The following is a 24,177-nucleotide window of genomic DNA, read 5'->3' on the forward strand; positions in this document are numbered from 1 at the left end:
TCACTTTGCCTTTATCCCCCGTGCGAACCAGTATTTTATCTTTGCTGGCTGGAACTTAACGTCCCAGCTTAATTTGGATCGCAGTTCTGGCTGCATTCTAACGTGTGCGACCCATGCCGCAACGAGAATCGCCGCTATCGGGATAGCATAAAGCGGTACGGCCGCCCATGGATTCAGGGCCACAAGGTTCGTCATTGTGATGCCGGCTAACCTCAAAGACACACATATCCCGACAACGAGCATAATCTGCCCCCAGCGACCCTGGCGCGTTGTTCGCGCGTGACCCAAAAAAGTCACCGCAATCAATGTGAAGAGGAAGGGGTAAAGGGGCGATGAAAGCCGCTCATGAAGCTCCGACCGTATCTTCCCCAACCCTCCGTCCACCTGCTTCGGGTCAAGCTCTGGATTTAAAAGCTCTCCCAAGTATAGCTGGCGAGGCTTTACATTCTTCTTACGCTTCCCGGGGGGTGCGAAGTCGGCAATGCTGATCATGTACTGGTCGAAAGCGATGATCTGCGCGCCTTTTTCTTTTTCCTTGGCGTCGGCGCTGTGCACTTCGCCGTCGAACATCACCAGATAAGAATCGTCACCCCGCTTCAGGATGCGGCTGCGCTCGGCGAGATAGGTCATCACCTTACCCGGATCGCGCTCGTCATAGACCAGGAGGCCGAGCAGATCGCCGTTTTTGTCGCGGTCGCGGATGTGGAAGGTGAGGCCTTGCTCGGGGCTGGAAAACCGGCCCGGCTGCAACACTTGCGAGATCAGATCGGTGCGCACCTGGGTCACCAGATTGGTCAGGGCGCGCACCGCCATGGGAGAGATGTAGAGGTTGATGATCAAAATCCCGATCGAAACCAGCACCCCCAAGACCAGAAAGGCGGAGCAGATGCGCCAGATGGTGGCGCCGGCCGCCGTCATCACGATGATCTCGCTGTCGCTGTTCATGCGGTCGAGCGTATAGAGCGCCGACATCAGCACGGCGTTGGGCGCGATCAGGCTGATCAGGCTCGGCAGAGAGAGCAGGGTCATCTTCAGGAAGAGGATGAAGCCTTGCCCTTGCGAGGTGATTAAGTCCAGCTGTCTCAACGCCATAGCCATCCAGACGATCATCGTCAGGGTGAGCAGGATGAGCGCGAAGGCATTCAAGACCTGCTTGAAGACATAACGGCTGAACAGCGGCGCAAAGGCCGGTATGGCGAGCGGAATATTAATGTCGCAAATCCCCGGGTCAGACGGCCCGAATCCCCTTCGCAAGCTCTCGCTTGCGAACCCCCACCGGACGCGCCAAGTCCGATAAGCACAGGGTAAAATGGCGGAAATTCGGCCAGCGCTGCGGCTTGCTTTCCACTGCGGCAGCCGGTACCACCGCCACTATACAATCCTTGCCGCTGTTGCGCATTTGCATCAATGTTCCGCGGGGGAGGGGCCGGCACCATCCGGCGCCGGTCCGTGTTTACTCAAATGCGACCTCCAGGGCCACTCTGGAGTCTTCTATATGCGGCATCCATGGAGCAGCAAGTGACAGATCAAACCGCCATTTCTTTTGCCAGTTTCACCGCCCGTGCCGACGGGACCGTCATCGTCTTCGCGGAGGAGGGGCCCAAACTGACCCCCGCCGCCAAGGAATTCGACAAAAAATCCAAAGGGGTTTTGACCAAGGCGGCGAAGCTCACCGATTTCAAGGGCAAGCCGGGCAGCTCGGTGGATCTGCTCGCTCCGGCGGGGATCGAGGCGGCGCGCCTCGTGCTGGCCGGGCTGGCCAAGCCCGCCGACATGAGCGGCGAGGATTGGCTCAATCTCGGCGGCGCCGTGCGCGGCGCGGTGACCGGCAAGGAAGCCCCGGCGGTGCATGTCTTCCTGCAGACGGTGCGCGGCGATGTCTCGCCGGAGCATGCGGCGCAATTCGCGCTCGGCGCCATGCTGCGCAGCTACAGCTTCAAGAAGTACAAGTCGCAGAAGAAAGACGCGCCCAAGGCGCCGGTGCTGAAGAAAGTGGTGATCCATTGCGCCGATCCGCGCGCCGCGCAGCGGGCCTTCCAGAAGGAGAAGGCGCTGGGGGAGGGGGTGATGCTCGCCCGCGATTTGGTCAACGAGCCGGCCAATGTGCTGACCCCGCCGGAATTCGCCAAGCGTGCCAAGGAGCTGACCAAGGCCGGCGTCGAGGTCGAGGTGCTGACCGAGGCGCGGCTGAAGCGTCTCGGCATGAACGCGGTGCTGGCCGTGGGGCAGGGCAGCGAAGAGCCGAGCCACGTGGTGGTGATGAAATGGAACGGCGCCGGCGAGAAGGGGGGCGCTCCCATCGCTTTCGTCGGCAAGGGCGTGGTGTTCGACACCGGCGGCATCTCGCTGAAGCCTGCCGCCGGCATGGAAGACATGAAGGGCGACATGGCGGGCGCGGCCTGCGTCGTCGGTCTGATGCAGGAGCTCGCCGCGCGCAAGGCCAAGGTCAACGCGGTCGGCGTGATCGGCATCGTGGAGAACATGCCCGACGGCAAGGCGACGCGGCCGGGCGATGTGGTGACCGCGGCGTCTGGCACCACCATCGAGGTGCTGAACACCGACGCGGAAGGGCGCATGGTGCTGGCCGATTGCCTTTGGTACGCCCAGGACAAGTTCAATCCGAAGGCGATGATCAATCTCGCCACCTTGACCGGCGCTATCATGGTGGCGCTCGGCAAGGAGCATGCGGGCCTGTTCTCCAATAACGACACGCTGGCCGACGAGCTTATCCAGGCCGGCAAGGAGACCGGCGAGAAGCTGTGGCGGCTTCCCATCGGTCCGAAATACGACAAGCTGATCGAGTCCAAGGTGGCCGACATCAAGAACACCGGCGGACGCTGGGGCGGGTCGATCACCGCCGCGCAGTTCCTGCAGCGCTTCGTCAAGCCGGAGACGCCCTGGGCGCATCTCGACATCGCCGGTACCGGCATGGCGTCGGGCGACACCGATGTGAACCGCAGCTGGGGCTCGGGCTTCGGCGTGCGGCTGCTGGACCAGCTGGTGCGCGATCACTACGAGAAGTAAGGCCGCAGAAGCGGGTTCGAGAGGGGGCGCCGAAATGGGCGTCCTAAGAGGGGGACGTGACGGCGCGCTTATCGGCGCGCCGTCGGCACGACAAAGACGGCGAACTGCCCAGATGCGCATAAGCCAATATTTTCCATAATATACCTTATGCGAATTTCGGATATGGGCTGCTCTGGGCGCCCTCGCGGCGTTTTCGCCAGCAATTGCAAACCCCTACACGATTTGGAGGTTGGAGATGCTCAGCGGCCGATGTGAGTGCGGCAAGGTTCGCTTCGAGGTGGAAACGGTCAGTGGGACGGTGACGGCGTGCCATTGCACCCAGTGCCGGCGGCTGAGCGGTCACCTTTGGGCTGTCACCCATGCGCCGATGGCGGGTCTGCACTTCTCTCATGACGAAAGCCTCGCCTGGTACGCCTCTTCCGACTTTGCTAAGCGCGGATTTTGCCGGTCTTGCGGCTCGAACCTGTTCTATCGCCTCAATGACGAGGACGAGATTGCGATCGCCGCAGGCTGTCTGGATGCGCCGACTGGGCTCAAGCTCGAAAAGCACATCTTCGTCAAAGACAAAGGCGACTATTACGAGATCACCGATGGCCTGCCGCAGATGCAGCGGTTCTGAGTAAGTAGGGGGCTTGCCCTGCCCTTTGGCGGTATGGCGGGAAGCGGGGGACAACGGCGCCCCCTGCTTGACGTCATTTTCTCCCCTCACGGCGTAACCTATTGCTGGGGGCGCGAAAAACGCTCTGCCGCTAGATGGAGCGGACGGCGCGATTGGGTTCCGTATGTAGCTGCAGCCTGGTTTTCTTCTTCCACGGATCGAGATCGAAAATGGCGGACGAGACTGAGCACGAAAAAGACGCGGCCGGCCGGTACACGCTGGCGGCGCTGCGCGCGATCATGGCGCGGCTGCGCGATCCGGAGACCGGCTGTCCTTGGGACGTGAAGCAGGATTATGCCTCCATCGCGCCCTACACCATCGAAGAAGCCTACGAGGTGGCGGACGCGATCCATCGCGGCGAATTCGAAGAGCTGAAGGACGAGCTGGGCGATCTCCTGCTGCAGGTCGTCTATCACGCCCAGATGGCCTCCGAAGAGAACCGCTTCGATTTCGACGATGTGACGGACGCGATCGCCGCCAAGATGGTGCGCCGGCATCCCCATGTGTTCGAGGATCCCTCGCTCCGGGACAGCTTCGAGGGCTCGCGCCGCTGGGAGGAGATCAAGGCCGCCGAGAAAGCGGCGAAGGTAAAACCGGGCGAGGGGGTCCCTTCCCTGCTCGACGACGTGCCGGCCGGGCTGCCCGGTCTCACCCGCGCGGTGAAGCTGCAGAACCGCGCCGCTAGGGTCGGCTTCGACTGGCCGGCGCTCGGCTTCGTGTTCGATAAGGCGGAGGAAGAGATCGGCGAACTGAAGGAGGCGGCGTCGAGCGGCGACCGGGCGCATATCGAAGAAGAGCTCGGCGACTTGCTCTTCGTGATGGCCAATCTGGCCCGGCATCTGAAGGTCGATCCGGAAGCCGCTTTACGCGGCGCCAACCGGAAATTCATCCGCCGCTTCACCTTCATCGAGGATGCGCTGAAGACGGACGGTAAGCGCGCCGAGGAGGTCTCGCTGGAAGAGATGGACGCGCTATGGGATGCGGCGAAGCGGGAGGAGAAGGCTTAGAAGCCCCTCCTCCGCTCGTAATCCTCCGGCTGAAGCGGCAGCCGCGGCGCCCTATTTCGGGGCGCTTTCCAGCTCTTTCTCGGCCGACTTTTCGGCCGTGCCGGTGCCGAGCGCGGCATGGGCCTCTTCCTTCTTCTCGAAGACATGCGGCTGCAGCCCGCGCTTGCTGAGCGCTTCCTGCATCTTCATGCGCATGAAGGCCGAGGTGGTGTAGCGCGTGGTGGACGCATAGTAGTGCTTCAGCATGTAGTCGATCATCTCGGCGTAGCGGTCGTAGAGGTCGCCGGCGATGCGGCAGCCATCGTGGTTGACCACGGCATTGACCCGCTTGCCCGCCTTCTTGGAGGCGTCGACCAGCACTTTCTGCAGATCGTCGACATCGGCAGGCTTGCGCACGCTCCAGCCCTCCAGATTGAGGAACAGGATATTGCGGTCCGGGTCGTAGGAGACGCGCTCGCAGAGATTGAGGTTGAGCAGATCGTCCAGCAGCTTCATCGGCTTGTCGAGGAACAGGCGCGGGTTCATCGGCACCGGCTTATGGATGATCGGTTTGAAATCCATATGGGCCAGAATATCGCGCTCGATATCGATGCCCGGCGCCACCTCAATCAGCTCCAGCCCCTCGGGGGTGAGTTGGAACACGCAGCGCTCGGTGACATAGAGCACCGGCTGAGACTGCTCGGCGGCGTATTTGCCGGCGAAGGTGATCTGCTCCACCGATTTGACGAATTTCCGGAACTTGCCCTCCTGGGCGATGACCAGCTTGCCGTCGTCGATCTCCACCTTCAGCCCGCCGGCGGTGAAGGTTGAGACGAAGACCACGGCGCGGGAGTTCTGCGAGATGTCGATGAAGCCGCCGCAGCCGTTCAGCTTGCCGCCGAAGCGGGAGGTGTTGACGTTGCCCTGCTCGTCGCATTCGGCCATGCCGAGGCAGGTCAGGTCGAGACCGCCGCCATGGTAGAAATCGAACATCTGGTTCTGGTCGATGATGGTGTCGGCATTGACCGAAGAGCCGAAGCTGGAGCCGCTGGCGAGCACGCCGCCAAGCGCGCCGGCCTCGGTGGTCATGGTGAGATAGGTGCTCACCTGCTCTTCGGCCGCGACCGAGGCGACACCGTCCGGCGCACCGACGCCGAGATTGATGACGCCGTTCATCGGCAGTTCGAAAGCGGCGCGGCGGGCGATGATCTTGCGCGCATCGAGCGGCATTTTCGGGATCGCATCGACGGGCACCCGGATCTCGCCGGACAGGGCCGGGTCGTACATCACGCCGTAATTCATGCGGTGCATTTCGGGGTCTTCGGCGACCACCACGCAATCCACCAGGATGCCGGGAACCTTGACGTCCTTCGGCTTGATGGAGCCCTGCTCGACGATGCGCTCGACCTGGGCGATGACGACGCCGCCATTGTTATAGGCGGCCATGGCCTGGGCCATGGTGTCCAGGGTCAGCGCTTCCTTCTCCATGGAGAGATTGCCGGACGGATCGGCGGAGGTGGCGCGGATCAGGGCGACGTCGATGGGGGTCGCCTTGTAGAACAGCCAGTCCGTGCCCTCGACATGGACCAGATCGACGATGTCCTCGGTGGTGATGTCGTTGACCTTGCCGCCGCCGAGACGCGGATCGACGTAAGTATGCAGGCCGACCTTGGAGAATAGGCCCGGCTGGCCGGAGGCGCAGGTGCGGTAGAGCTTGGAGATCACGCCCTGCGGCAGGTTATAGCCCTGAATCTTATTGTCGGTCGCTGCTTCGGCCACTTTCGGCATACGGCCGAAATTGGCGGCGATGACCCGCTTCAAGAGCCCTTCATGATGCAGCCGGCCCGTGCCGAGGCCTTTGCTGTCGCCGGCGCCGGCGCACATGATCAACGTCAGATCCTTAGGGGACTGCGTCTCTACGTAGCGCTTCTCGAGCGCCGCGTGCAGCGCTTCGGGGATACAGCTTTGCACGAAACCGGTCGTGCAGATCACGTCGTCGTCGCTGATAAGGGCGATGGCCTGATCGGCCGTGATGACCTTGTTTTTGTTCATGTCGAAGGCGTTTCCCAGGGCTTCCGCAGGGTTTTTCGCTCAAAACGACACGAATTGAGCGCATTGCGGCGTGTTTTGATCCCAACCGCGAGCGGCGGAACCGAAACTCATAGCCGGAATTTGCCTGTCGGCTCAAGTGGTCACCGTCGCCCAGCGCCAGGGGTGCGACATGATGAGGCCATGTTTTCGCCGCTATTCGGCAGCCGGAAGCAGTCTTTCCGGCCCGGCCAGCTTATCCAGACGCTGGCGCTTTTCGGGGGCCACGCGGATACCGAGATCGACAACGCCTTCGTCGAGCTCGGTGCGTTCCACCACCTCGCAATTCTCGTAGATCCAGTGGGTCAGCCGGCCTTCTTCGGGGCCGAGCTTGATATGCAGGCTCTCGCGGGCGGCATTCAGCCGGGCTTCGATCTCGGCGAGCAGGGCATCGAGCCCCTCCCCGCTCATGGCCGAGATCAGCACGGGGCGCGCCTGATCGCGCGGTGCCTGGTTCAGCACCTCCTGGCGGCGTCCGGCGTCGAGAAGATCGATCTTGTTCCACACCTCCAGCATCCGGTCGGGATCGGACTCGATATCGAGACCCAGCTCGGCAAGGACGGCGAGCACGTCGGCGCGCTGGGCGGCGCTGTCGGGATCGGCGATATCGCGCACATGCAGGATCAGATCGGCCTCCTCCACCTCCTCCAGCGTGGCGCGGAAGGCGGCCACCAGCATGGTCGGCAGGTCGGAGATGAAGCCCACCGTATCGGACAGCACGGCCTTGGAGCCACCGGGAAGCCGGATGGCGCGGATGGTGGGGTCGAGGGTGGCGAAGAGCTGATCTTCGGCCAGAACTTCCGCCCCGGTCAGCCGGTTGAACAGGGTGGACTTGCCGGCATTGGTGTAGCCGACCAAGGCAACCGTCGGATACGGCACGCGTTGGCGGGATTTGCGGTGCAGCTCGCGGGTGCGCTTCACATGGGCGAGATCGCCCTTAATGGCGGTGATGCGCTCCTGGATCATGCGGCGGTCGGCCTCGATCTGGGTCTCGCCCGGCCCGCCGAGGAAGCCGACACCGCCGCGCTGGCGCTCCAGATGGGTCCAGGAGCGGACCAGACGGGATTTCTGATAGGTGAGATGGGCGAGCTCCACCTGCAGCCGCCCTTCCCTTGTGCGGGCGCGGCGGCCGAAGATCTCCAGGATCAGCCCAGTGCGGTCGAGCACCTTGGCGTCCCAGGCGCGCTCCAGATTGCGTTGCTGCACGGGAGTGAGCGCGTGATCGACGATCACGAGGTCGATTTCCGAGGCGCGGACGAGGCCCTTGATCTCCTCGACCTTGCCGGCGCCGAACAGCGTTGCGGGCCGCGGCCGGGGCACCGGCACGAGGCCCTGTTCCTTCACGTCAAGGTCGATGGCTTGCGCCAGGCCGACGGCTTCTTCCAGCCGTGCCTCGGGCAGACGTTGGGAAATTTCCGGTGCCGGATGCCCGTCCTTATCGGGCCGGGGCGGCAGCACAGGCGTCAGCACCAAGGCACGAAGAATCTCGCCCGGGGCGCGGTCTTCCTCACCCCGGCGCGATTCGCCTTGCTCTAAACGTCTCGGATCGGTTCGCCGCAATTACTCGTTTGCGCTTTCCGCCTCGCCGATATCACTGAGCTGGACCGGCTGGCCTGGCATGATCGTTGAGATCGCGTGTTTATAGACCAATTGTGAGTGCCCGTCCCTGCGTAACAAGACGCAAAAACTATCGAACCAAGTCACAACCCCCTGAAGTTTAACGCCATTCACCAGAAAAATGGTGAGGGGGGTTTTTGCCTTCCGGACATGATTGAGAAACGTGTCCTGAAGGCTTTGCGCGCGCTCTGCTGCCATGGGCTTCCCCGTCCCTTTTGGTTTGGCTTGAGCCCAATTTGCTGGGCTTGTTGTCTCTCTCTCCCTAGACGCGCCATTAGACGCGAAGGAAGGCCGAATCCGCAAGAGAAGACTGTCTCTTGCTGACTCTAGGATGGTGGTTTTCGCCTAGCGAACCGCGGCGTTTCGGTCGGATGAATTAACCCCGAGGGCGCGCAATTTGCGGTGCAGCGCGGAACGCTCCATGCCAATAAACTCGGCGGTGCGGGAAATATTGCCACCGAATCGATTGACCTGGGCGAGCAGATATTCGCGCTCGAAAATCTCGCGGGCATCGCGCAGCGGCAGCGACATCAGATGCTCGCCGCCGCCGTTCACCGAAAGAGGGACCGGGGAAACGATCTCCTCGGGCAGCATTTCGGCGGTGATGATGGTTTCCGGCCCGCCGCCGACCAGAATCATCAGCCGCTCCACATTGTTCCGGAGCTGACGGATATTGCCGGGCCAGTCGTGGGATTGCAGCACGGCGACGGCGTCCTCGCCGATGGTGCGCGGCGGAAGTCCCGAGGCGTTGGAGATCTGGCCGATGAAATGGCGGATCAGCTCGGGGATGTCGTCGCGGCGCTCGGAAAGCGAGGGCACCTTGATCGGCACCACGTTGAGGCGGTGATAGAGATCCTCGCGAAGATTGCCTGCGGCCATCTCCTTCTGCAGATCGCGGCCCGTGGAGGAGACGATGCGGACATCGACATGCACCTTGGGGCCGCCGCCGATGCGCTGGAAGCGCTGCTCGACCAGGACGCGCAAGATCTTGCCTTGCGTCTCCAGCGGCATATCGGCGATCTCGTCGATATAGAGCGTGCCCTTATGGGCCTCTTCAAGCGCGCCGACCTTGCGGGGCCCGCTCCCCTCCTCGGTGCCGAACAGCTCCAGCTCCACCCTGTCCGGCACCATGGCGGCGGCGTTCATCACCACGAACGGGCCTTCGGCGCGGGCCGATTTCATATGCAGAACGCGGGCGGCCAGCTCCTTGCCGGCGCCGGAGGGCCCGGTGATCAGCACGCGGCTATTGGTGGGCGCGACCTTTTCGATGGCGTGCTTGAGCTGGGTGATGGCGGCGGAGTGGCCGACCATATCGTTGGAATGGGCGCTCTTCTCGCGCAGCTCGCGGTTCTCGCGGCGCAGCTTTGAGGCTTCCAGCGCGCGGGCGACGATCAGCACTAGCCGGTCGGCCTTGAACGGCTTCTCGATATAGTCGTAGGCGCCGCGCTTGATGGCGGCGACGGCGGTTTCGATATTGCCGTGGCCGGAGATGATGATCACCGGCAGATCGGGATGGGCATCCTTGATACGGTCAAGCAGGTCCAGCCCGTCGAGCTTGGAGCCCTGCAGCCAGATATCGAGGATGACGAGGCTGGGGCGCCGCTCTTCGATGGCGATCAGGGTCTCGTCACTGTCCTTGGCGAGGCGGGTCTCGTGGCCCTCATCCTCCAAAATGCCTGAGATCAGCTCGCGGATGTCGGCTTCGTCGTCGACAACCAGAATGTCAGACGCCATCGGTCACTCCCTCTTTCTCCTTGGCGGTCTCCGCTTGACTTTCGTCGCTGGTCGCGGGGCTGCTCTGTGATTGGGCCGGGGGCTCCTCGGCCGCCTCCTCGGTTTCAACGATGGGCAGATCGATGCGGATCGCCGCGCCGCGGGCGGCGCTGCCCTGCTCCGATTTGTCCTCAGATTTGTCTTTGGATTTGCCCTTGGACTTGTCCTTGGGGGCATCGGACAGGAACAGCGTGCCGCCGTGCTGCTCCACGATGCGCTGGACGATGGCAAGGCCGAGCCCCGTGCCTTTGGTGCGGGTGGTCATATAGGGCTCCACCAGGCGCTGGCGGTTCTCTTCCGGCAGGCCGCAGCCATTGTCGATCACGGTGATCTGGATGTGGTCGCCCTTGGGCACGTCCAGCTTGGCGGTGATCTTGCCCTTCTCGGTGCGCTCGGGATCGGCCTCGAAGGCGCTGTCGATGGCTTCGGAAGCGTTCTTCACCAGATTGGTCAGGGCCTGGGACAGAAGCCGCCGGTCGCAATTGGCGATCACCGGCTCGTCGGGCAGCTCGACCTCGAAATCGATCTCCGGCCGGCTGACCTGGAACAGGAAGATCGCCTCGCGCAGGATCTCGCGCAGATCGTGGGGCTCCATCACCGGCTTCGGCATGCGGGCGAAATCGGAGAACTCATCCACCATGCGGCCGATATCGGAGACCTGGCGGATGATGGTGTCGGTGCACTGCTCGAAGATCTCGCGATCCTTGGTGATGCTATCGCCGTATTTGCGGCGGATGCGCTCGGCGGAAAGCTGGATCGGGGTCAGCGGGTTCTTGATCTCGTGAGCGATGCGCCGGGCGATGTCGGCCCAGGCAGTGGAGCGCTGGGCGCTGACCAGCTCGGTAATGTCGTCGAAGGTGACGACATAGCCTTCCATGGTCTTGCCGGCGCCCTTGGAGGTGACGCGGACGGCGAAATAGCGCTCCTGGTCGCCGACCCGCAGCGTGATCTGATCGGTGATCAGCCGCCGCGATTGCTTCTGCTGGGCCCGCTTCAGGGAGGGGCCGAATTGCGGGATGATCTTGGCCAGTGGCTTGCCCATGACGCCCTTGGCCTTGAGGTCGAGCAAGGTCTCGGCGGAACGGTTCACCAGGGTGATGGCGCCTTCCAGATCGACACCGATGACGCCGGCGGTGACGGATGAGAGCACCGCCTCCATGAAGCGGCGGCGCTCGTCCAGCTTGGAGTTGGCGCCGACCAGCTCGTCATGCTGGCTCTTCAGCTCCGAGGCCATGGTGTTGAAAGTGGTGCCGAGGGTGGCGAGGTCGCCATCGGCCGGATTGACCGGCACCTCGATGTCGAGATTGCCCTCGGAGATCTGGTTCGCCGCGCTCATCAGCTTGCCGATCGGGGCAACCAAGCGGCCGGCGAACCACATGCCGATCCAGATGGCGGAGAGCAGCAAGGTGAGCGCGATGGCGACATACATCAGCCCAAAGGCGACCTGCACGCCGGCGCGGCGCTGCTCCAGCACCTGATATTCGGCAACGGAGGCCCGGGTCTGGCGCAGCTGGGTGAGCACCTTCGCATTCACCGGGCGGATCACGTAGAGATAGGTGTCGTTGAAATTGTCCAGGCTCTTCAGCGCGCCGACCATATTGGTGTGGCCTGGCGCGATGACGATCACCTGCCCCTTCTTGGCAAGGTCCATGGCCTGCTGCGGCGGCGGCCGATAGGGGAAGTCGGGCAAGGTGGAGGCGGTGGCGAGGATCTTGCCCTTCTCGTCGATGAGATAGGCGATGGGAATAGAGCGGATCGCGGCTTGCGCGGTGAGGAAATTGCCGAAGCCTTGCGGCCTTGAGCGGACCAGCCCCACCGCCTCGTCGATATCCTTGGCCATGCCGAGCGTGTCGGCGCGGATCACCTGGCCGTGCTCCTGCAGGTAAGCGGTGGCGACGTCGATGGAGTTCTGGATGATCGACTTGGTGCGGTCGGAGAACCAGTGATCGAGACCGCGGTCGAGCGAGATCGAGGCGAAGATCGCCAGCAGAATGGCCGGCGCCACGGCGATGACGCTGAACAGCCCGGCGACGCGGATCAGAAGCTGGGCGCCCGCCGCCTTCCTCCGCCGCGCCTTCCACAGCCCAGTGACCTGCCAGGCGAGGATGGCCACCATGGCCAGCACCAGGGCGGCGTTGATCAGCAGAACGCCGACCACAACGGTATGGGTCGGCACGATCGGCGTGAGGCCGGTGAGGATCAGATAAGTGGCAAGTCCCGAACACAGGGACAGCACCATGATGACGAGGCCGACAGTGAAGGTGATGCGCCGCCGGCTCCAGCGCTTGCGGCCTTGCGATGCGGCCGCGGGCGCCTCCTCTTCCAGAGGGTCGGCGTCGCTGGCGATGGACTCCGCTACGCCAGATGCGCCGGCTTCGTCGCTCGGCGCGTCAGCCGTCTTTGTGCCGTGCTTCTTCTTGGCGCTGTCGTTGCCGGTGCGGTCCTTGGAGGAGGTGTCCGAACCGCCGGCTCGTCGCGCCAAGGCTTTGCGCAGGCTGTCGAAAACGCTACTCACCGCTCCCCCGGACATTGCTAGAGGCTTTCAGCGTCGCTGTGGCCGAAGCGCACCGCCCTGGTGCATTAAGATCACATTGTGGCGCTTTGGCGACTAGACGCGGAAAAATCACATCCCAGGGCCGATATCTGGGGATAAGCGGGTCCGACTGCAAGACGAGCGGCAAGCCTCTAACTGCCCGGCGTGCGGATCACCTTGATGCCGAGGTCGCGGATCTTTTTACGCAAAGTGTTGCGATTGAGGCCAAGAAGATCGGCGGCACGGATCTGATTGCCGCGTGTTGCGGTAATCGCGGCGGTGATCAGCGGGAACTCCACTTTGCGCAGGATGCGGTTGTAGAGACCGGGCGGCGGCAGGTCCTGGCCGAATCCCATGAAGTAATCGGAGAGGAAGCGCTCCACGGATTCGGACAGATCGCTCGGCTGTTCGGACGGATCGGCGAAGGGCGGCCGCGTGGTGGTGGTGAGCTCGGCCTCGATCATGTCGCCGGTGATGGTGTCCTGGGCGTAGATGGCCGAAAGCCGCCGCACCAGATTCTCCAGCTCGCGGATATTGCCGGGCCAATGATAGCGCTTCAGCCGCTCGATGGCCGCCGGCTCCACGGTCTTGGGCGGCAGGCCCTCCTTCTCCGCGGTGGCCAGGAAGTGGCGCACCAGATCGGAGATGTCCTCCAGGCGCTCGCGCAAGGGCGGCAGGCGCAAGGGCACGACGTTCAGCCGGTAATAGAGATCCTCGCGGAAGAAGCCCTGGTCGATCTGCTGTTTCAGGTCGCGATTGGTGGCGGCGATGATGCGCACATTGGTGCGGATCGGGGTGCGGCCGCCGACGGTGGTGTATTCGCCCTCCTGCAGCACGCGCAGGAGACGGGTCTGGGCCTCCATCGGCATATCGCCGATCTCGTCGAGGAACAGGGTGCCGCCCTCGGCCTGCTCGAAGCGGCCGATATGACGGTTCTGGGCGCCGGTGAAGGCACCCTTCTCATGGCCGAACAGCTCCGATTCAATGAGCTCGCGCGGAATGGCGGCCATGTTGATGGCGACGAACGGGCCGGTTTTGCGCTTGCCGTATTCGTGCAGCGCGCGGGCGACCAGCTCCTTACCCGTGCCGCTCTCGCCGGTGATCATCACGGTGAGGTCGGTCTGGGTGAGCCGGGCCAGCACCCGGTAGATATCCTGCATCGCCGGGCTGCGGCCGATCAGCGGCAGGCCTTCGGCATGCTCCGGCCCGACGCGCTGCGCCTTGCGGCGCGGCTCGGCGAGCGCCCGGCCGACCACCGAGACCAGCTCGTTGAGGTCGAAGGGCTTGGGCAGATATTCGTAAGCGCCGCGCTCGGTTGCGGTGATCGCGGTCATGAAGGTGTTCTGGGCGCTCATGACGATAACGGGAAGCTCGGGACGGAGCTTCTTCACCCGCGGGATCAGCTCGAACGCATTCTCATCGGGCATCAACACATCGGTGATGACGAGATCGCCCTCCCCTTGGGAGATCCAACGCCACAGCGTGGAGGCGTTGCCGGTGGCGCGCGGCGTATATCCGGCCCGGGCCAAAGCCTGGTTCAGGACCGTTCTGATCGCTGCGTCGTCATCAGCGATAAGGATGTTTCCTTTCGCCATGGCTTATTCCTGTTCTTGTGTGGGTTGAGCGGCACCGGGTTCGGCTGCCGGCATCAGAGCGCGGAAGATCGTGCTGTTGGGACGGGAATCGCATTCGATGATGCCGCCGTGATCGTTGATGATTTTGGCGACGAGGGCGAGCCCGAGCCCCGATCCGCTCTGCTTGGTGGTGACGAAGGGGTCGAAAAGATGCGGGCGGAGATCGGCGGGGATGCCGCTGCCGTTATCCTCCACCGAGATGACCAAGGGTAAGGCGACCTTGGCGCGGCTGCCCGGCACGGAAAGCCGCACGCCCGGCCGGTAGGCCGTGGACAGGGTGATCTGCCCGTCGGTGCGATCGGCGCCGATGGCTTCGGCGGCGTTCTTGATCAGATTGAGGAAGACCTGCACCAGCTTGTCGCGGTCGCCCGGGACCGGCGGCAAGGACGGGTCGTAATTCTCCACAATCTTGATGTTCTTGGCGAAGCCGTTCTGCGCCAGCTGCTTCACATGGTCGAGCACGTCGTGGATGTTGACCGGCTCGCGGTCCAGCGGGCGCTCGTCGCCGAAGATCTCCACCCGGTCGACCAGCTTCAGGATGCGGTCCGACTCGTTGCAGATCAGCTGGGTCAGGGTGCGGTCGGCTTCGTTCATATCGCTCTCGAGGAGCTGCGCCGCGCCGCGAATGCCCGAAAGCGGATTCTTGATTTCGTGGGCAAGGATAGCGGCGAGTGCTGAGACGGAACGTGCGGCGCCGCGATGGCTGAGCTGGCGCTCGATCATCTGGGCGATGCTACGCTGCTGCAGCATGATCAGAGCGCGGCCGGGGCTGTCCGGCACCGGGCCGGCATAGAGGTCGACCAGCTTCGGGGAATCGAAGCGGAACGAGGACAGCTCCACGCCATATTCGTTGACCGTGCTGCCGGTGCGCTGCACCTGCTCGGCGAGCGAGATCACCGGGCTGCCGAAAGCGACAACCTCATCGAGCTTATGGCGGCACAGCACGGCCAAGCTCATTTGGAAGAAATCTTCCGCTGCGCTATTGGCATATTCGAGCTGAAGATTCTCGCCAACCACGAGCAAGGGATGCGGGAGAGCGCCAAGCAGAGCCTCGAACTGGAAGGTTGTTGATGATGGGCGGGAAACTGGTTCTTTCTCCAAGGCCTTCAAAAGGATATTTCCTCCTCGACCTATCTCTTATTACGTGCACATTTTTTGCGCAAATGATCCCGGTGAACTTTAATTGTGCAACATACGCAGGTTTGTTCCGCAGAGCAACATGTGAGATGCAGCGATGCGACAATCTGTTTGATCGCCGTTTTTCGGCTTATGTGAGGCCAAATTCTTGACTATCGCAGCTTTGATCGTGGCCGCGGGGCGCGGCCGCCGGGCAAGTCCCGGTACGGGGGCACCTTCAGAGACGGAAGCCGCGGCCGGCGAAGTGCCCAAGCAATATCGCGATGTGGACGGGCGGTCCTTGCTTGCCTATTCCATTGCAGCCTTTGTCGACCACCCGCGCGTCGACCAGGTTCTGGTGGTGATCCACGAGCAGGATGCCGCCCATTACGAGAGAATTGTCGGGGAATTCGGCAGCGGGCTGCTGCCGCCGGTGGAAGGCGGTGCGACGCGGCAGGATTCGGTCCGCGCCGGGCTGGAGGCGCTGAGTGCCTCAAATCCGGACAAGGTGCTGATCCACGATGCGGCCCGGCCCTTCGTCGATGCGGCGCTGATCCAGCGGGTGATCGACAGTTTGGATGCCCATACCGGCGCCCTGCCCTGTCTGGCGGTGACCGATACGCTGAAGCGCGGCAAGAACGGGATCGTCACCGAGACCGTCGACCGGGCCGGGTTGTGGCGGGCGCAAACGCCGCAAGGCTTTCATTTCAAATCGATTTTTGAAGCGCACCGGGCGGCGGTCTCGCTCGGCGGCGACTTCACCGACGATGCCTCGATCGCCGAATGGTACGGGCTGGACGTGGCCCAGGTGGAAGGCGCCGAGGCCAACCGAAAATTCACGACGGCTGAGGATTTCATCATGGCGGAGGCGATGCTGTCGGGCGGCGGCACTGTATCGGGATTGCGTGTCGGGTCGGGCTATGACGTGCATCGGACCGAGCCCGGCGATCGGGTGATCTTGGGCGGGGTTGCGATCCCGAGCGACAAGCAGCTGGTCGGCCATAGCGATGCCGATGTGGTGCTGCATGCGATCACCGATGCGTTGCTCGGCGCCATTGCCGACGGCGATATCGGGCTGCATTTCCCGCCCAGCGACGCGCGCTGGCGCGGCGCCGACTCCGTGGCCTTCCTCGAAGATGCCTTGGCCAGGGTGAAGGCCAAAAATGGTGAAATCCTCAATGTGGATGTTACGGTTCTGTGCGAGCGTCCCAAGATCTCCCCGCATCGCGATGCGATGCGCGGACGCATTGCGGAAGTTTTGGGACTGCCGTTGGATCGTATAGCGGTGAAGGCCACGACCCATGAAAAGTTGGGCCCGATCGGTAGAGAAGAAGGCATCGCGGCGATGGCCACGGTGATGCTCAATCTTGTATAGCGAACTGGACTGCGAAGAATCGGTCGAGATCGGCGAGACGCTGCGGGCCGAGGCGAAGGCGGTGCTGGAAGCCTGCCGGGCCGCGGGGCTGAAGCTTTCGGTCGCCGAATCCTGCACGGGCGGGCTGGTCGCCGGCACGCTGACGGCGATCCCCGGCTCGTCCGATGTGCTGGATCGGGCCTATGTCACCTATTCCAATACGGCGAAGACCGAGATGCTCGGCGTGCCGGCGGAGCTGATCGACGCCGAAGGCGCGGTGAGCGAGCCGGTGGCGGCCGCCATGCTGGAAGGCGTGTTCGAGCGGAGCCTGGCGGATATCGCCTTGTCGGTGACCGGTATTGCCGGGCCCGGCGGCCAGGAGACGCAAAAGCCGGTGGGGCTGGTCTATTTCGCCGCCGCCAAGCGGGGCGAAAATCCCAAGCATGAACGCGCGCTGTTCGGCGATGCGGGCCGCTCGGAGGTGCGCTCGCTCAGCGTCGACCGGGCGCTGAAGCTGCTACGCTCGGTGGTTTAGCCGGAACGGATATGGCTTGTTGGGGGCGGCTCGTCCCTTCCCTCGTCATGCCCGGCCTTGAGCCGGGCATCCAGGGGCGGTTATCTCCCGGCGGGTCGCTCTGGATTGCCGGGTCAAGCCCGGCAATGACGGAAGACGAGCTGTCGATACAGTCCTCTCCCCCCCCTCACCCGGTCCTTTGGACCGACCTCTCCCCAGCGGGGAGAAGTAAGACACTTGTCTAAGCGACAGGGCGCGGGGCGAATTTCGGCGCGCCATAGACCTTGTCGGCGCGCTCCTCGAAGGCCGCGGTGTATCGCTCCACCGCCTTGGCGAACAACCCCCCCATCAGCTTCTCCAGCATGCGCGAGCGGAACGCGTAGCGGATGTAGAAATCGATATCGCAGGTCTTCTGGTCGGTTTCGACGAAGCGCCAGCGGTTCTCCAGGAAGGAGAACGGCCCGTCGAGATACTCCACCAGGATCTGGCGGTTCTCCGGATCGAGCACCACCTCGGTGGTCAGGCTCTCGCGGATCAGCTTATAGCCGACCACCATCTTGGCGATCAGCACCTCCTTGCCCTCGCGCGTCTCCCGCTTGGTGATCTTCAGCTCTTCGCAGAGCGGCAGATAAAGCGGGTATTTCTCAACATCGGCGACGAGATTGAACATGTCCTGCGCCGAATGGCCGACATGATGGATGACTTCGTAGGTATGCATAGCGGAGGTTTAGCGCGTCTTCGTTCTCATTTGCTGCATGTCTGATTTTTCTTCCCCCGTCATTGCCGGGCTTGACCCGGTAATCCAGGGGCCGCTTGCACTGCGTTTTCCGTCCTGGATGCCCGGCTCAAGGCCGGGCATGACGCTGAGAATAATGCGGCGTATCTCCAAACGGCGGCCTCGCCGTTATTCCGCAAGACTCGCATTGCGGGCCGCTTGCAGGCGGGCGAAATCCTCGCCGGCATGGAAGGACGAGCGGGTGAAGGGGCTGGAGGCCACCAGCAAAAAGCCGCGCTCATAGCCCTCTTGCTTATAGCTCTCGAATTCCGCCGGGCTGACATAGCGGTCGATCTTGGCGTGTTTGCGTGTGGGCTGGAGATATTGGCCGATGGTTAGAAAGTCGATATCGGCCTGGCGCATATCGTCCATCACCTGCATGACTTCCGCCGCCGTCTCGCCGAGCCCGACCATGATGCCGGACTTGGTGAACACCGTGGGGCTGATTTGCTTGGCCTGCTTCAGCAGTGCCAGGGAGTGGCGGTAATCGGCGCCGGGGCGGATCGGCCTGTACAGCGAGGGCACGGTCTCCAGATTGTGGTTGAAGACGTCGGGCTCGGCCGCCAGCACGGTCTCCAGCGCCCCCTCTTTGCGGCGGAAATCCGGGGTCAGCACTTCGACGGTGGTTGCCGGCGCCTTCTCCTTGATGGCGCGGATGGTGGCGGCGAAATGCGCCGCGCCGCCGTCGCTAAGATCGTCGCGGTCGACCGAGGTGATGACGATATGGTGCAGGCCGAGATCGGCGGTCGCATCCCCCACCCGCTCCGGCTCGCTCCGATCCAGCGGGCCCGGCTTGCCGGTCGCCACGTTGCAGAAGGCGCAGGCGCGGGTGCAGATCTCGCCGAGGATCATGAAGGTGGCGTGGCGCTTGTCCCAGCACTCGCCGATATTCGGGCAAGCGGCCTCCTCGCAGACCGTGCTGAGGCCGTGGCCGTGGACGATCTTATGGGTGTCGGTGAAGGTGCGCCCGGACGGGGCGCGTACGCGAATCCAGTCCGGCTTGGGCAGCACCGGGGTATCGGGCAGCCGCGCCTTCTCAGGATGACGCGGCCGCCGTTTGTCGTTTCCGATCGTGTCGATCAGCGTTGCCATGGTCGCTCATGGCTCCTTTCAAGCTAGCTCCGGATTTTGCGCCAAACGAAGAGAAACAGGATGGCGCCCAAGGTGGCGACGATCAGCGCGCCGAGGAAACCTTGAAAATCGAGGCCGATGGCGCGGGCGAGAAAGCCGCCGATCAGCGCGCCGATAATACCGACCACCAGATTGGTCAGAAGACCGTGATTGCTGTCCGTCACCTTCTCCGCGATATAGCCCGCGATCAAGCCGATGACGATCATCCCGATAATGCCAACTCCAAGACCCATTGCTACCTCCCCAGTAGATCGAAGACCCTGACGCCTTCGGCGCCACTATAGGCGCTTCGGGCTTGCGGTGTAAGAAGCGCCACGGCAACGCACAGGCTTAATCTGCGACTTGCTATGACTTGCCGTGATTTGGGCATTCAAAGCGCTTTCACCAGCAGCTGCCAGGCGCCGTGATGGGAAAAATCGGCGAAGGGAATGGCTTCTTCTTCCGCCTCGAGCCGGAAGCCGGCGCGCGCGTAGAGCTTTGAAGCCTCCTCGTTCCAGCTCGCCACGATGACGGAGAGCGAGGATGCGTTGCTCTCCCAGGCCTTCTGGTCGGCGATGTCGAGCAGTGCCTTGCCGAGGCCGAGGCGGCGGAATTCGGGAAAGACGGCGAGCACGTTGACGTACCAGGAGCCAGGTGCCTGGGATTCCAGCTGCAGCAAGGGCTGCAGGAATTCGGGCAGCTCACTGAGGTCGCCGGTGTCGTACGGGTCGGGCTGGCGGTATCCGATCAGCGCACCGGCGGTCTCGCCGCCGATCTCGGCCAGGGTCGCGTTGCGGTAGGAGAAACCGCCCTCCTCGCGGCGGGCGCGCTCGCGTCCGACCTCCAGGATCGACTGTCCCGGCGTTTTCAGCTGGCCCCAGAGATAGGCGGCAAGGCCTTCGCCGGCGATATCGACCAGCACGGCGAGCGACGCGGTATCGCCGATTTTCGCGGGCCGAAAGCTGGCTTGCGGATGGCTGTCCACGGGCACCTCTAAAGCAGCATCAGGACCGGGTCTTCGACGTAAGTCTTGAAAGCGCCAAGCAGCTTTGCCCCCAGCGCGCCGTCGATCACCCGGTGGTCGCAGGACAGCGTCACCGCCATGACGGTGCGGGTGGCGACATCGTTGCAGACCGGTACGACACGGCGCTCGGCCCGGCCGACGGCGAGGATGCTGGACTGCGGCGGGTTGATCACCGCGGAGAAGCGGCGGATGCCGTACATGCCGAGATTGGAGATCGAGGTGACGCCGCCCTGATATTCGTGCGGGGCCAGGCGTTTGGACCGGGCACGATGGGCCAAGTCCTTCATTTCCATAGAGATTTCCTTGAGGCCTTTAAGCTCTGCCTGGCGCACCACCGGAGTGTGCAGCCCACCCTCTTCCAGCGCCACGGCAACGCCGATATCGGCATGGACGTGGCGCAAGAGGCCCGCTTCGGCCCAGGTGGCGTTGGCTTCGGGCACTTTCGCCAGCGCCATGGCCATGGCCTTGATCAGGAAGTCGTTGACCGAGACGCGGAACTTCTCCGGTCCTTCGGCAGGCGATCTGGCGTTGACCTCTTTGCGGGTCTTCAGCAGCTCGTCGATCTGGCAATCGACGCTGAGATAGAAATGCGGGACCGTCGCCTGCGCCATGGTCAGCTTCTCGGCGATCATCCGGCTCATGGTGCTGTGGGGCTCGAGCTCGTAGCTATCCGGCTCGTAAAGGGCGAAGATCTCCTTATCCGTCATGCCGCTTATGCCCGACGGTCCGGGCGCGGCGGCCTCGGCATGTTCGGGCGCGTCGCGGGCGACGATGCGGCCATGCGGGCCGGAGCCGGAGAGCGCGGCCAGCGGAATCTGCCGCTCGTTCGCCAGGCGCCGCGCATAGGGCGATGCGACGATGCGGTTGCCGGCTTTGTTGCTGCCTTTGTTGCCGCCTTGGATCCGTCCGTCCGTGCTCATAGGCCCCGCTCCACCCACCAGGCTTCGCTATGGAACTCTTTGGGCAGCGTGTCGATCTTCGGATCGAGCAGGCCGACATCCGGGCCGAAGCGCTTCTCGGCTTCGTCCATGAAGGCGTCGCGGAGCGAGGCCGGCAGGGTCTTGCCGGTCCAGGGGTCGAAGGGAATGGTTATATAGGACGGCCCGCCGTCGAAGACGGGATAGCCGAACTCGCGGAATACCGGATCGTAGAGGATCGGCTGCTGCGGATCGCATGCCGCGGCGAGCAGCTCGGGAAATTCGCCATAAAGCGCCGAGCGGCGCGGATCGAGCTCGAAGATACGCAGCACGGCTTTCTTGAAGTCGACCAGGATGGCGAAGCTGCCCTCCCAGATCTCGTCCCAGGCGGCCTCGTCGCGCTCGAAATCGTCGAATCTGCGGCAGGCCGCAAGATTGGCGGCAATCGCCTGGTCCAGCGCGTCGTCGCTTTCGCTCATCGCTGCCTCCTAGCTCCGATACGCGACCGCCTTGGCCGCGGCGACCACCTTCTCCGCCGAGGGCAGAGCCAGCTTCTCCAGATTGGCGGCATAGGGCATGGGCACATCGGCGCCGGCGACCAGGGTGGGCGGCGCATCAAGATCGTCGAAGCCCTCTTGCGCGGCGCGGGCGCAAAGCTCCGAGCCGACGGAGCAGACCGGCCAGCTCTCCTCCACGACGACCAGGCGGTGAGTTTTGGCGAGGGACCCAAGCACCGTCTCCAGATCGAGGGGGCGAAGCGAGCGAAGATCGATCACCTCCGCCTCGATTCCCTCGCCCGCCAGCGTGTCGGCGGCGTCCAAGGCGTAGGTGAGGCCGCGAGCGTAAGAGGCGAGCGTCACGTCATTGCCGGGGCGGAGGATGCGGGCGCGGCCGATGGGCAGCACCCAATCGTCGAGCTGCGGCACCGGCGATTTATGGCCGTAGAGGATCTCGTTCTCCAGGCAGATCACCGGATTGGGATCGCGGATCGCCGCCTTGAGCAGCCCCTTGGCATCGGCCGCATCGAACGGGGCGATCACCTTCAGACCCGGCACATGGGTATACCAGGCCGAGTAATCCTGGCTGTGCTGGGCGGCGACGCGGGAGGCGGCGCCGTTGGGTCCGCGGAACACGATGGGGCAATGCATGGTGCCGCCGGACATGTAATGGGTCTTGGCGGCGGAATTGACGATGTGGTCGATGGCCTGCATGGCGAAGTTCCAGGTCATGAACTCCACGATGGGCTTCAGCCCGGCGAAGGCGGCGCCGACGCCGATGCCGGCAAAGCCGTATTCGGTGATCGGCGTATCGAGCACGCGCTTTTCGCCGAACTCCTCCAGCAGGCCTTGGGAGACCTTATAGGCGCCGTGATACTGGGCGACCTCCTCGCCTATCAGGAACACATCCGGGTCAGTGCGCATCTCCTCGGCCATGGCGTCGCGCAGGGCTTCGCGCACGGTGAGCTCGACATAGTCGGTGCCGGGCGGCACGTCGGGATCGGGTGCGATCTCGGCTTTGGGGCGCGGCGTGGCGGCAGCTTCGGGCTTTGCTTGCTGCGCGGCTGGCTCGGCTTGCGGCTTGGCTTCGGCTGGCTTCGGTTCGGGCGCGGGCTCAGGCTCCGGGGCTTTCGCTTCCGCCGCGGCGATGGCGCTTTCGTCTTCGCCGTCTTCCAGCAGCACGGCGATGGGGGTGTTGACCTTCACCCCTTCGGAGCCTTCCGGCACCAGGATCTTGCCGAGCTTGCCGTCGTCGACCGCCTCCACCTCCATGGTGGCCTTATCGGTCTCGATCTCGGCGATGACGTCTCCGGTCTTCACCGCATCGCCCTCGGCGACCAGCCATTTGGCGAGGGTCCCCTCCTCCATGGTGGGAGACAATGCCGGCATGAGAACCTGGTGCGACATGGATCAGCCTAGCTCGCGCGATGGAAAGAACAGAGGACGGTCATGGGAGGTCAGGACACCAATACGTCTGTGTAGAGCTCGTCCGGATCGGGCTCCGGATCTTGCAGCGCGAAATCCGCCGCCTCGCCGACAAGCGCCCGGATCTCCTTGTCGATGGATTTCAGATCGGCCTCGGTGGCCTCGCCCGTCTCGACCAGATGCTTGCCGAGGAGATCGATGGGGTCGTGATGCTCGCGCATATCCTGCACCTCCTCGCGGGTGCGGTACTTGGCCGGATCCGACATGGAGTGGCCGCGATAGCGATAGGTCAGCATCTCGATGATGTAGGGGCCGGCGCCGGAGCGGGTATGCTGCATGGCGCGTTTTCCGGCGGCGCGCACGGCGTGGATGTTCATGCCGTCGGCCTGCTCGCCGGGAATGCCGAAGGCCGAGCCGCGGTTATAGAGATGATGCGCATTGGCACTGCCGCGCTCCACCGCGGTGCCCATGGCGTAGCGATTGTTCTCGATCACATAGACGACGGGAAGCTTCCATAGCGAGGCGATATTGAAGCTCTCATAGACCTGGCCCTGATTGGCCGCGCCTTCGCCGAAGAAGGTGACGCAGATGCGTCCATTGTCGCGATAGTGATTGGCGAAGGCGATGCCGGTGCCGAGCGGCGCCGGGGTGCCGACGATGCCGTGGCCGCCATAGAAGTCGCGCTCCACCGAGAACATATGCATCGAGCCGCCCTTGCCCTTGGCATAGCCATGGCTGCGGCCGGTGAGCTCGGCCATGACGTATTTTGGCTCCATGCCGGAGCTCAGCATATGGCCGTGATCGCGATAGGCGGTGATGATCTGGTCGCCGTCTTCCATCACCTGGCGCATGCCGGTGACGATGGCCTCCTGGCCGATATAGAGATGGCAGAAGCCGCCGATATGGCCCATGCCGTAGAGCTGGCCGGCCTTCTCCTCGAAGCGGCGGATCAGCAGCATGGCGCGATAGGCGTCGAGCTCGCTCTCATGGGCTTGCTTGGTGATCACCTTGTCGGCGATCTCCTGCGCCAAACCCTCGCCGACCGCTTCGCCATTGCTGGTGTCGGCGGGCATGGGCGAGGCGTCGTCCTGGTCTTGCGACAGGAAGCGCGGGATCGGTTTTTCGCCGTGGC

Annotated in this window: 21 protein-coding genes; 5 read left to right on the top strand and 16 right to left on the bottom strand. The window is 63.6% G+C overall.

Translation table 11 applies throughout. The features are described 5' to 3' along the window. Positions 1-1,254 (bottom strand): LPS export ABC transporter permease LptF, encoded by a 1,254-nt coding sequence (gene lptF, locus HT051_RS08435; protein WP_174541625.1) that lies wholly within the window; start codon positions 1,252-1,254, stop codon positions 1-3. Between the two features lie 264 nt (positions 1,255-1,518). On the opposite strand from lptF, the gene HT051_RS08440 reads away from it, so the two are divergent. From HT051_RS08440 to mazG, 3 genes are all read left to right on the top strand, one after another. Next, positions 1,519-3,024 carry a leucyl aminopeptidase gene (locus HT051_RS08440; protein ID WP_246810030.1) on the top strand — a complete coding sequence of 502 codons (1,506 nt, stop codon included), beginning with the start codon at positions 1,519-1,521 and terminating at the stop codon, positions 3,022-3,024. 235 nt (positions 3,025-3,259) lie between these two features. Next, a complete protein-coding gene (locus HT051_RS08445) occupies positions 3,260-3,643 on the top strand; it encodes a GFA family protein (RefSeq protein ID WP_174541627.1) in 384 nt (127 codons plus the stop codon). Positions 3,644-3,852: 209 nt separating this feature from the next. After that, on the top strand, positions 3,853-4,689 hold the full coding sequence (gene mazG, locus HT051_RS08450; RefSeq protein WP_174541628.1) for a nucleoside triphosphate pyrophosphohydrolase: 837 nt from the start codon (positions 3,853-3,855) through the stop codon (positions 4,687-4,689). Between the two features lie 51 nt (positions 4,690-4,740). Here mazG and HT051_RS08455 read toward each other — a convergent pair whose 3' ends face one another. The 7 genes from HT051_RS08455 to HT051_RS08485 form a co-directional block, all read right to left on the bottom strand. Then, positions 4,741-6,720: an acyl CoA:acetate/3-ketoacid CoA transferase gene (locus HT051_RS08455; protein WP_174541629.1), complete on the bottom strand. Its 1,980-nt coding sequence runs from the start codon at positions 6,718-6,720 to the stop codon at positions 4,741-4,743. Between the two features lie 192 nt (positions 6,721-6,912). Further along, a complete protein-coding gene (hflX, locus tag HT051_RS08460) occupies positions 6,913-8,316 on the bottom strand; it encodes a GTPase HflX (RefSeq protein WP_371740570.1) in 1,404 nt (467 codons plus the stop codon). Then, positions 8,317-8,571 carry an RNA chaperone Hfq gene (gene hfq, locus HT051_RS08465; protein ID WP_174541630.1) on the bottom strand — a complete coding sequence of 85 codons (255 nt, stop codon included), beginning with the start codon at positions 8,569-8,571 and terminating at the stop codon, positions 8,317-8,319. A 147-nt stretch (positions 8,572-8,718) separates the two neighbouring features. After that, positions 8,719-10,107: a sigma-54 dependent transcriptional regulator gene (locus tag HT051_RS08470; RefSeq protein WP_174541631.1), complete on the bottom strand. Its 1,389-nt coding sequence runs from the start codon at positions 10,105-10,107 to the stop codon at positions 8,719-8,721. Continuing rightward, positions 10,097-12,661 (bottom strand): PAS domain-containing sensor histidine kinase, encoded by a 2,565-nt coding sequence (locus HT051_RS08475; RefSeq protein WP_174541632.1) that lies wholly within the window; start codon positions 12,659-12,661, stop codon positions 10,097-10,099. Before HT051_RS08475 ends, HT051_RS08470 begins: the two co-directional genes overlap by 11 nt. Before the next feature lie 170 nt (positions 12,662-12,831). Next, entirely contained in the window at positions 12,832-14,274 is a 1,443-nt protein-coding gene (ntrC, locus tag HT051_RS08480; protein ID WP_174541633.1) for a nitrogen regulation protein NR(I), read from the bottom strand. Between the two features lie 3 nt (positions 14,275-14,277). Continuing rightward, positions 14,278-15,270 (bottom strand): nitrogen regulation protein NR(II), encoded by a 993-nt coding sequence (locus tag HT051_RS08485; protein WP_371740571.1) that lies wholly within the window; start codon positions 15,268-15,270, stop codon positions 14,278-14,280. Positions 15,271-15,598: 328 nt separating this feature from the next. Between HT051_RS08485 and HT051_RS08490 the strand changes: the two genes are divergently transcribed. Continuing rightward, positions 15,599-16,804, top strand: coding sequence for a bifunctional 2-C-methyl-D-erythritol 4-phosphate cytidylyltransferase/2-C-methyl-D-erythritol 2,4-cyclodiphosphate synthase (locus tag HT051_RS08490; protein ID WP_174541634.1), 1,206 nt, complete (start codon positions 15,599-15,601; stop codon positions 16,802-16,804). Beyond that, positions 16,797-17,318, top strand: a complete 522-nt coding sequence (locus tag HT051_RS08495; protein ID WP_246810031.1) for a CinA family protein — start codon at positions 16,797-16,799, stop codon at positions 17,316-17,318. Before HT051_RS08490 ends, HT051_RS08495 begins: the two co-directional genes overlap by 8 nt. Before the next feature lie 220 nt (positions 17,319-17,538). Here the strand turns inward: HT051_RS08495 and HT051_RS08500 are convergent, their stop codons facing one another. The 8 genes from HT051_RS08500 to pdhA all read right to left on the bottom strand — a co-directional run bounded on the left by HT051_RS08500 (position 17,539) and on the right by pdhA (position 24,004). Beyond that, positions 17,539-18,015 carry a type II toxin-antitoxin system RatA family toxin gene (locus tag HT051_RS08500; protein WP_174541635.1) on the bottom strand — a complete coding sequence of 159 codons (477 nt, stop codon included), beginning with the start codon at positions 18,013-18,015 and terminating at the stop codon, positions 17,539-17,541. A gap of 186 nt (positions 18,016-18,201) precedes the next feature. Beyond that, positions 18,202-19,164, bottom strand: coding sequence for a lipoyl synthase (gene lipA, locus HT051_RS08505; RefSeq protein WP_174541636.1), 963 nt, complete (start codon positions 19,162-19,164; stop codon positions 18,202-18,204). A 23-nt stretch (positions 19,165-19,187) separates the two neighbouring features. Continuing rightward, positions 19,188-19,436: a GlsB/YeaQ/YmgE family stress response membrane protein gene (locus HT051_RS08510; RefSeq protein ID WP_174541637.1), complete on the bottom strand. Its 249-nt coding sequence runs from the start codon at positions 19,434-19,436 to the stop codon at positions 19,188-19,190. A 137-nt stretch (positions 19,437-19,573) separates the two neighbouring features. Beyond that, positions 19,574-20,167, bottom strand: a complete 594-nt coding sequence (locus HT051_RS08515; RefSeq protein ID WP_174541638.1) for an N-acetyltransferase — start codon at positions 20,165-20,167, stop codon at positions 19,574-19,576. Positions 20,168-20,175: 8 nt separating this feature from the next. Next, entirely contained in the window at positions 20,176-21,126 is a 951-nt protein-coding gene (locus tag HT051_RS08520) for a 2-oxo acid dehydrogenase subunit E2 (RefSeq protein ID WP_174541639.1), read from the bottom strand. Continuing rightward, positions 21,123-21,602, bottom strand: coding sequence for a hypothetical protein (locus HT051_RS15045; RefSeq protein WP_208454297.1), 480 nt, complete (start codon positions 21,600-21,602; stop codon positions 21,123-21,125). Before HT051_RS15045 ends, HT051_RS08520 begins: the two co-directional genes overlap by 4 nt. A gap of 9 nt (positions 21,603-21,611) precedes the next feature. Then, entirely contained in the window at positions 21,612-23,027 is a 1,416-nt protein-coding gene (locus tag HT051_RS08530) for a pyruvate dehydrogenase complex E1 component subunit beta (RefSeq protein ID WP_174541640.1), read from the bottom strand. Positions 23,028-23,077: 50 nt separating this feature from the next. Beyond that, the gene (pdhA, locus tag HT051_RS08535) at positions 23,078-24,004 is read right to left on the bottom strand and encodes a pyruvate dehydrogenase (acetyl-transferring) E1 component subunit alpha (protein WP_246810243.1); all 927 of its coding nucleotides are present in this window, start codon (positions 24,002-24,004) and stop codon (positions 23,078-23,080) included. Positions 24,005-24,177: the final 173 nt, after the last annotated feature.

The sequence above is a fragment of the Methyloligella sp. GL2 genome, from assembly GCF_013341275.1.
In the GTDB taxonomy this organism is placed as follows: Bacteria; Pseudomonadota; Alphaproteobacteria; order Rhizobiales; family Methyloligellaceae; genus Methyloligella.

Excerpts from the sequence above, each read along its gene's own strand:
- HT051_RS08445 (WP_174541627.1), top strand. The coding sequence starts at position 3,260 with ATGCTCAGCGGCCGATGTGAGTGCGGCAAGGTTCGCTTCGAGGTGGAA.
- mazG (WP_174541628.1), top strand. The coding sequence starts at position 3,853 with ATGGCGGACGAGACTGAGCACGAAAAAGACGCGGCCGGCCGGTACACG.
- HT051_RS08485 (WP_371740571.1), bottom strand. The coding sequence starts at position 15,270 with ATGAGCTTGGCCGTGCTGTGCCGCCATAAGCTCGATGAGGTTGTCGCT.
- HT051_RS08455 (WP_174541629.1), bottom strand. The coding sequence starts at position 6,720 with ATGAACAAAAACAAGGTCATCACGGCCGATCAGGCCATCGCCCTTATC.
- lipA (WP_174541636.1), bottom strand. The coding sequence starts at position 19,164 with ATGGCAACGCTGATCGACACGATCGGAAACGACAAACGGCGGCCGCGT.
- HT051_RS08520 (WP_174541639.1), bottom strand. The coding sequence starts at position 21,126 with ATGAGCACGGACGGACGGATCCAAGGCGGCAACAAAGGCAGCAACAAA.
- HT051_RS08470 (WP_174541631.1), bottom strand. The coding sequence starts at position 10,107 with ATGGCGTCTGACATTCTGGTTGTCGACGACGAAGCCGACATCCGCGAG.
- HT051_RS08500 (WP_174541635.1), bottom strand. The coding sequence starts at position 18,015 with ATGCATACCTACGAAGTCATCCATCATGTCGGCCATTCGGCGCAGGAC.
- HT051_RS15045 (WP_208454297.1), bottom strand. The coding sequence starts at position 21,602 with ATGAGCGAAAGCGACGACGCGCTGGACCAGGCGATTGCCGCCAATCTT.
- HT051_RS08530 (WP_174541640.1), bottom strand. The coding sequence starts at position 23,027 with ATGTCGCACCAGGTTCTCATGCCGGCATTGTCTCCCACCATGGAGGAG.
- ntrC (WP_174541633.1), bottom strand. The coding sequence starts at position 14,274 with ATGGCGAAAGGAAACATCCTTATCGCTGATGACGACGCAGCGATCAGA.
- HT051_RS08510 (WP_174541637.1), bottom strand. The coding sequence starts at position 19,436 with ATGGGTCTTGGAGTTGGCATTATCGGGATGATCGTCATCGGCTTGATC.
- hfq (WP_174541630.1), bottom strand. The coding sequence starts at position 8,571 with ATGGCAGCAGAGCGCGCGCAAAGCCTTCAGGACACGTTTCTCAATCAT.
- pdhA (WP_246810243.1), bottom strand. The coding sequence starts at position 24,004 with ATGCTGCTGATCCGCCGCTTCGAGGAGAAGGCCGGCCAGCTCTACGGC.